The sequence below is a fragment of the Puniceibacterium antarcticum genome, from assembly GCF_002760615.1.
GTDB classification, from domain to species: domain Bacteria; phylum Pseudomonadota; class Alphaproteobacteria; order Rhodobacterales; family Rhodobacteraceae; genus Puniceibacterium; species Puniceibacterium antarcticum.
Map to the genome: position 1 here is coordinate 22,733 of NZ_AWWI01000142.1, position 6,675 is coordinate 29,407.

The following is a 6,675-nucleotide window of genomic DNA, read 5'->3' on the forward strand; positions in this document are numbered from 1 at the left end:
AATGAACGATAATGTCGCGCCGTTTGATGCCTTGACGAGGGCGGCATGCAAAGCGGGTCCGGTCCGCGTTGCGGTGGCCGATGCCGCTCAGAAGGTCGTGATGGAAACATTGCGCGATGCCGAACGAACTGGTCTGGCGACACCGCTACTTGTCGGTGACCCAAACGCCATCCGCACGATCGCCGCCGATCTGGGCTGGACGGTTGCGCAGGACGCGATTATCGCTGCCGCCGACGATGCCGAAGCGGCCGCCCGTGTGGTCGCACTGGTACGCGAAGGCAGGGCGGATGTGGTGATGAAGGGTAACCTGCACACCGACATCTTCATGCGCGCGCTTCTCGACAAGAATCTTGGACTGCGGCTTCCTGGGCAGCGTGTCAGTCATGTCTTCGTGGTGACGCTCCCTGGTCATGAGCGACTGCTAGGTATCACCGACGCGGCAATCAACATTGCGCCCAATCTGACAGCAAAAGCGCAAATCTGCCAGAACGCGGTCGATCTGTTCCGCATGTTGGGGGTGGTGAGACCAAAGGTTGCAGTGTTGTCGGCGGTAGAGACCGTGACGGCCGATATCGCCTCGACACTGGATGCCGCCTGTCTCACTCTGATGTCCCGACGCGGCCAGATCACCGGTGCCGAGGTAGATGGACCGCTGGCACTCGACAATGCCATATCGGCGCGTGCCGCGACCGGGAAAGGTATCCTGTCTGATGTGGCAGGCTCTGCTGACATCTTGCTGGTGCCCGATCTCGTTTCGGGCAATATCCTGGCCAAGACGCTGGAATACTTGGCCGGGGGCGTTGCGGCGGGGATTGCTATCGGACTCGCAGCACCGGTCGTGCTGACCTCGCGCGCTGATCCGGCACCGGCAAGACTGGCGGCCCTGGCGATTGCCGCCCTGATGCACCACCGCAGACCTCAGGTTGAACCGCTATTGGAAACCGCCAAAAATAGTATCGCCGCCGCACCGCAACCGGAAGATGCCTGCCGTCCCCTGCCCGCCGTAACGAACCTTCAACCCCTTCCGGTCAGCTTGCCGCCGCAATTTCGGGAATCCACGCAATGACCACTTCCGACAGACCCTTAAATCCGGCAGAAGCTCTCGACCTTTCAGGAAAGAAGGGCCTTGTCGTGGGGATCTCCAATGAACACAGTCTCGCCTGGGCCGCCGCACAGCATTTCGACGCTGCCGGTGCCGACCTGGCCCTGACCTACTTCAACGACAAGGCACGGACCTATGTGGAACCGCTTGCGATGCGTGTCGCCGCACCAATTTTTCTGCCCTGTGATGTAACGCAAGAGGGTTCATTGGAAGCGGTTTTCGCAACCATAGAGAAAACATGGGGCCGTCTCGACTTCCTGCTTCATTCGATCGCCTGGGCACCGGCAGAGGATCTGCACGGTCGTCTGACCGACAGTTCGAGTGCAGGGTTTGCCCAATCAATGCTGGTCTCGTGCCATTCGTTCATCCGGATGGCGAAATTAGCCGAACCACTCATGGCGAATGGCGGCAGCCTGACGACCCTCAGTTTCTTGGGTGCCGAAAAGGTTGTGGACCATTACAACGTAATGGGACCGGTCAAGGCCGCCCTTGAATCATCAGTGCGTTATCTGGCGCACGAGCTTGGTCCTAAAGCGATCCGGGTAAACGCGATTTCTGCAGGCGCCATACGGACACGGGCGGCGTCTGGCATCGAGCATTTCGACGAACTGATCGATGAAACCGTCGCCAAGGCGCCCTTGCGGCGGACAGTGACACCGGATGAGGTTGGCCGCGCCGCCTTGCTTCTCGCCAGCGACTACACAACGGGCACGACAGGCGAAGTTCTGCACGTCGACGCAGGGTTCCATGTCGCTGGTATGATATTTCATTAGATACCCAGAGATTTTTTTGAGGAGATTTGTAATGCCCAAAGCCGACCTGCGTCTAAATCCCTGCAGCACGTCACCAATGCAACGGCAACAATCAGGTATCAGCATCGAAAACCTCGGCACACATTGGCCATAAGAGCCAAAAAAAGCCTCGAATATCCACACTACGCTCTGAACCACTATTGCCTCCAGACAAGAACACCTGACGCCCCGGGTAGAAGACTTCCAAAGGAACGGATGATGAAAACGAGCGTAATCAAAGTTGATGACATGTTGTCGGTATGGAGCCTTGACGAAGTGGAGAGTCGGATCGGCGAGGTACCCGGCGTTGAAAGCGTAACGGTGAATTTTGCAGCGGAAAACGCGACGGTCCGCTATGACGAAACCCGCGTGGCGGTATCCGACATCAAATCGACTGTGCACGAACTTGGACTGCAATCCAACAGAACCGATAAGGATGCCGCTCCTGAGGTCGCAGCCGCCGAGGATCATGAAGACCAAGTAGACGTCAGCGAACCGGCTGCGGCCCCTGACTCTGCTACGCCTAAACCAAAGGTCGAGATCCCCACCGCCCAGCATGACGCACATGCAGGACATGGAAAGCACGACGGCACGGCGGCGGACGCGTCGAAGTCCTCATCTGACAGTCAGACCAACACGCCAGAACATACATCCGACCATGCTGGCCATGCAAGCCACGACAAACATCAGGGCCATACTCCCGAAAAGTTCAGGGACCGATTCTGGTTGTCGCTCGCTGTCACCGTTCCGGTTGTCATTTGGTCAGCCCCGATCCAGGACTTGCTTGGCTACCGCGCTCCGGCGTTCCCCGGATCGGATTGGATGGCGCCTGTGCTCTCCACTGTCGTCTTTCTATATGGCGGCCTGGTCTTCTTGAAAGGCGCGTGGCAGGAACTGAGAGACCGCCTGCCGGGCATGATGACCCTCATCTCGCTTGCCATCACGGTCGCCTTCGTATTCTCCTGGGTTGTTCAGCTCGGGCTGATCGACTCGATGCCCCTGTGGTGGGAGCTAGCATCGCTGGTCACGATCATGCTGCTCGGCCACTGGATCGAGATGCGATCCATCAATCAGGCTCAGGGTGCTTTAAAGGAACTGGCGAAGCTTTTGCCGGACACCGCAACGCGGATCACCGATACGGGCGAGGAAACGGTCGACATCAGTGCCTTGCGCAATGGCGACCTGCTGCTGGTGCGCCCGGGTGAAAGCATTCCCGCAGACGGTGTGGTGCGCAAGGGCGCCAGCGACATTGACGAAGCGATGATCACCGGAGAATCGCGACCCGTGAAGAAAGGCGAAGGCGACGAAGTGATCGCCGCCACGATCAACGGCGAAGGGTCCCTGCGCGTTGAAGTTACCGGAACCGGCGACAAGACCAAGCTGTCCGGCATCATGCGGCTGGTGGCCGATGCGCAGACCTCAAAATCCAGATCTCAGCATTTGGCAGACCGTGCAGCCCGGCTTCTGACCGTTGTCGCGATTGGCGCGGCGGTGGTAACTTTCGCGGCGTGGCAATTGCTAGGGGCCGAGCTGGATTTTGCCGTGGTGCGGATGGTAACGGTTCTGGTGATCGCCTGTCCGCATGCCCTGGGGCTGGCGGTACCACTGGTGGTGGCCATCTCAACGACTTTGGGGGCGCGCAACGGCCTTCTGGTGCGGGACCGCCGCGGGCTCGAGGAGGCCCGCAATCTCGATACGGTGGTTTTCGACAAGACCGGAACATTGACGCTGGGCGAGTTCCGGATCGTCGCCAGTTCAGTGGCGGATGGCCTAGACGAGGACGAGGCCCTTCGTATCGCATCTGGCATTGAAGCTGAATCCCAGCATCCCATCGCGCGGGGGATCGTGAAGACGGCGGAAGACAAAGGTATCGCGGTCCCATCGGCCGACGGATTCCGCGCGATCACCGGCAAGGGCGTTGCAGCCACGATTGACGGTGTCGAGTATCACATGGGCGGCCCCGCGCTGCTCAAGTCGGAAAACGTCGATGTTCCCCCCGCACTTCAGGCGGCATCCCAAGCCGCAGCCGACAATGGACAGGCGGCGATCTACCTCGTCCAGGCCGGCAACGCCTTGGCCGTCTATGCCGTGGCGGATGCGATCCGCGAGGAAAGCCGCGAAGCCATCGCGGCGCTGCACGAACGGGGCATTGAGGTCGCGATGCTGACGGGTGACGCGCAGGCGGTGGCCGATGCGGTCGCCAAGGAACTTGGAATCGATACCGTATTTGCCGAAGTGCTTCCCGATGACAAGGCATCCAAGGTTCGCGAACTGCAGGCGCAAGGCAAAAAGGTGGCCATGATCGGTGACGGGGTCAACGATGCCCCCGCCCTTGCCACCGCCGACATCGGGATTGCGATCGGCGCAGGAGCAGACGTGGCCGTCGAAGCCGGGCATATCGTGCTGGTGCGTTCGGATCCCCGCGACATCCCCCGCATCATCACGCTGAGCCGGGTCACATATCGCAAGATGAAACAGAACCTCTGGCTGGCCGCAGGCTACAACATCTTTGCCATCCCGCTTGCTGCGGGCGTGCTTGCACCATGGGGCATTCTGCTGACGCCCGCTGTGGGCGCTATCCTGATGTCGGCAAGTACGGTCGTGGTGGCGATCAACGCGCAACTCTTGAAACGGGTCAAGCTATGAGGTTGGCCACGACGGGCCGCATTGGACGTGCCCAACGGCGCTGCGCAAAGAGTTCTGGTTGGATTTTGCACGCAGCCTAGTCAGAACACCGCGGGCATCTCTAACCTTGGGAAGGACCCTGCTTGCTTATGCGCCTCGACTGAGCAACGTTCTTATCTGATCGCCAGACCGGCGCACTGCCATAGCACCTGACGCAATGCACTGCCGCTTGTAGCGGAATTCCAATGTTCCTATCGTGTTTAAAAACTTTGGCCTAATGACCAGATCGGCCTGACCGAACCGCAGCCTGGCATGTTCGTTCTGACAGATCTCGATGGATCTCAGCATCGCCTGCACCCCATTGCGCGGCGCGACCGCGGTTTCGGGTTGGCTTGGATCGACAGCGATCACCACATCGACCCCGGTGCTCCGCGCCACATCGATTGGGGCGATGTCCGCATAGGCACCGTCCATCAGTACATGCGGACCATCGATCAGCGGCGGAAGGATACCTGCAAGGGCGGCACTGGCATAGACGTAGTCGGCAGCTGACCCTTGGCTGTGCACCACCCGTTCACCCGACAGCACATCCGTCGCGCAGACAAAGACAGGGATGCGACCATCCTCCAGGTTCTTGCCCTTGGTCAGGGCGGAAAGAACGCCCCGCCCCCAGCTTTTGGTGCGCGCTCCGGCACCCCAGCCAAAATACATGTCGCGCGCCGCAAGCAGCGCAATGGTGAGGCCCCTTACTCTTTCAGAAAGGCGCTGGCCCTGAAAGTTCGGCGTTGACGGGAACCCGCTGGTATCCATTTCAACAAGATCCCGGTACCAGTTCGGGTTCAGCGCATAAGTTGCACCAACCACCGCGCCCATTGACACTCCGACAATTGCACTGGGAAAATAACCCGAGCTGATCAGGGCTCTGAGAACCCCCACATGCGAAAGGCCTCTTGCGCCGCCACCGCTGAAAACAAGGGCGAACGATTTGTGGTAGCCAGTCATCCGAGTATCCGCGCCCATCTTACGCCGCCCTCCTGTGCGCATATCGGTTATAACAGTTGTGGTGCATACGACTGCGCTGAGACACCTGAACTCTGCCAGCGCCGCGTTGCTGAAAGTCAGGGCCTTCGGTCGACACCCCGGTGAGCAACATGCCACGCATCACGCTGCAACGCCGACAAGTGCGGGCTGCGCAATGCCCTTTTGGGTGACGATCATGACACCGGCAAGGGCAAGGGAAGAGCCAATCAATTCCGGCCAGCCCAGAGATTCGCCATAGTAGAGCAGGCCCATTGTCAGTCCGAATACCGGCACAAGAAAGCTGAACGCATTGGCCTTGTTCAGCGGAACTTCGACAAGAACCGACATCCAGATCACGTATACCAGCGCGGAGCCAAACACTGCCAACCCAACCAGTGCGAACAGAAAACCGGGCGACCATTGGATTAGGGTGACGTCTTCGGTCATGGCGGCAATAACCGCCAGTGGGATACTGCCGATCAACAACTGCACACCGATGGCCATCAACGGATCGACCGTATCCGCAATCCGCTTGAGCATTACATTGCTGACTGTGATCCCAAGTGCGGCCAGAACAATATACGCAATGCCGGTCAAATAACTCTCCTGGCCACCCGCAAACAAGCGCGGGGCAGCAATGACGACGATGCCCAGAAACCCTAGGACAAGACCCAACTTGCCCCAGACCGTAAGGCGTTCACCCAAGACGACACCTGCGAGACCCGCAGCCAACAAGGGCTGGGTATTTCCGATAACGGTGGCAATCCCCGGCGATACAAATTCCGCCGCGTGGAACATCCCAAAATACCCCAGGCTGGTCGCCCCGAAACCGATAACCGCGAGGGTCATCCAGATTTTCCCGCAACGTGGAAGAGGGCGGCCCAGAGCCAGCGCGAGCCCCAACAGGATTATTCCGGCCATCACCGCCCGCATCGTCGCAAACGTAAGATGCGGGGCATAAGCAATGCCCATCGTTATCAATGGGTAACAAATCGCCCATAGAAACATCGCGAAGATAATCTTTGCAGTTGTCAGAATTTTCAAGAATTCATCAATTCATTGTCCCTTAAGCCCCTGGTGTCACTGTACCCTATTTAATCAGATTCTGCGGATTCGGCGCATTTTGGGGCGTTTTTT

The 6,675-nt window shown here is 59.0% G+C and carries 5 protein-coding genes; 3 read left to right on the forward strand and 2 right to left on the reverse strand.

The features are described 5' to 3' along the window. Position 1 precedes the first annotated feature (1 nt). From P775_RS21225 to P775_RS21235, 3 genes are all read left to right on the forward strand, one after another. Entirely contained in the window at positions 2-1,066 is a 1,065-nt protein-coding gene (locus P775_RS21225) for a bifunctional enoyl-CoA hydratase/phosphate acetyltransferase (RefSeq protein WP_099912866.1), read from the forward strand. Continuing rightward, positions 1,063-1,875 carry an enoyl-ACP reductase FabI gene (fabI, locus tag P775_RS21230; RefSeq protein WP_099912867.1) on the forward strand — a complete coding sequence of 271 codons (813 nt, stop codon included), beginning with the start codon at positions 1,063-1,065 and terminating at the stop codon, positions 1,873-1,875. Before P775_RS21225 ends, fabI begins: the two co-directional genes overlap by 4 nt. A 237-nt stretch (positions 1,876-2,112) precedes the next feature. After that, positions 2,113-4,539 (forward strand): heavy metal translocating P-type ATPase, encoded by a 2,427-nt coding sequence (locus P775_RS21235; RefSeq protein WP_180287523.1) that lies wholly within the window; start codon positions 2,113-2,115, stop codon positions 4,537-4,539. 126 nt (positions 4,540-4,665) lie between these two features. Here the strand turns inward: P775_RS21235 and P775_RS21240 are convergent, their stop codons facing one another. Together P775_RS21240 and P775_RS21245 are read right to left on the reverse strand one after the other, a co-directional pair. Next, on the reverse strand, positions 4,666-5,520 hold the full coding sequence (locus P775_RS21240) for a patatin-like phospholipase family protein (RefSeq protein ID WP_180287524.1): 855 nt from the start codon (positions 5,518-5,520) through the stop codon (positions 4,666-4,668). A gap of 159 nt (positions 5,521-5,679) precedes the next feature. Continuing rightward, on the reverse strand, positions 5,680-6,582 hold the full coding sequence (locus P775_RS21245; RefSeq protein ID WP_245875794.1) for a DMT family transporter: 903 nt from the start codon (positions 6,580-6,582) through the stop codon (positions 5,680-5,682). Positions 6,583-6,675: the final 93 nt, after the last annotated feature.